Origin of the sequence: Paenibacillus sp. AR247, assembly GCF_002968895.1 — a bacterium.
Classification (GTDB): Bacteria; Bacillota; Bacilli; order Paenibacillales; family Paenibacillaceae; genus Paenibacillus_AQ; species Paenibacillus_AQ favisporus.
Window position 1 is genome coordinate 752,123 of sequence record NZ_PCZT01000009.1, and the last position, 1,179, is coordinate 753,301.

The 1,179-nt window shown below is 52.3% G+C and carries 2 protein-coding genes; both read right to left on the reverse strand.

All coding sequences use genetic code 11. From position 1 onward, the window contains the following. Nucleotides 1–533 (reverse strand): ABC transporter permease family protein (locus tag CPT76_RS39495; RefSeq protein ID WP_483870043.1); only part of this gene is annotated, 533 nt, incomplete at its 3' end. Between the two features lie 15 nt (nucleotides 534–548). After that, a partial coding sequence (locus tag CPT76_RS11500) for an ABC transporter permease subunit (RefSeq protein WP_146116294.1) occupies nucleotides 549–1,179 on the reverse strand: 631 nt, incomplete at its 5' end.

Consider the following 1,179-nt stretch of genomic DNA (forward strand, 5'->3'; position numbering starts at 1 on the left):
TCCCTCGCCCCATCCATTTTCGCCGATTCGATGATCTCAAGCGGTATCTTGGACATGAACCCTTTCATGACCATGATGTTAAACGGTGACAGCAGCACCGGCAGTATGAGTGCGAGCAGGCTGTCTTTGAGGTGCAGGTACTGGGTCATTAGAATATAGGAAGGAACGAGTCCCCCGCTGAACAGCATCGTGAAAAATACGTAAAAGGTCGTCATCCGGTTGTAGCGGTAATCCGGCCGGGAAATGACGTAAGCGGTCATCGCGGTCAGCAGCAGGCCGACGAGCGATCCAATCACCGTGACGGTGATCGTAACCCCGTATGCCTGAATCATCACGTCCGGGGCATCCAGCAGATAGCGGTACGCCTCCAGGCTGAACGATTTAGGGATGAATTGATAGCCGTCCCGGGACAATGCCTTCTCATCCGTAAGCGATACGGCTATGACGAGCAGAAACGGCAGCACGACCAAGACGGACAGGATGATAAACAGCAGGTTGATCAATACTTTCGACAGCTCCAATGTTTTCGTCACCTTTACGTCACCTCCTTACCATAAAGAATGGTCGGGATTGATTTTGCGCACAATGCCGTTAGCCAGCAGAACCAGTACGAAGCCGACAACCGATTGGTAAAAGCCCGTTGCCGCCGACATGCTCACGTTCCCGATTTCCCGCAGTGCGCGGTACACGTAAGTATCGATAATATCGGTGGATCCATACAGGAAACCTGAGTTGTTCGGAATGAAGTAGTGCAGACCGAAATCACCGCGGAACATGTTGCCGATGGACAAAATCAGCAGTATGATGACCAGCGGCGACAGCAGCGGAATGGTGATCTTGCGGGCCATCTGCCATTTGGTCGCCCCGTCGATCCGCGCCGCTTCGTAATATTCTCCGTTAATTCCCAAAATTCCCGCGAAATAGATAAGCGTATTGAAACCGACGGCCTTCCATAAATGAACCAGAATGAGAATGACCGGCCAAGGAGCCGCGTTCTGATACCAGCTGACCGGATCCATCCCAAACGCTTGCAGCGTCCGGTTGATCAACCCGTCCGCATGGTTCAAAAAAGCATACGCGACGTAACCGACCAGGACCCAGGACAGGAAATGCGGCAGGAACAAGGCGGTCTGATAAAACTTGCTCCATTTCTGCTTGATTTCGTTCATCAGGATCGCA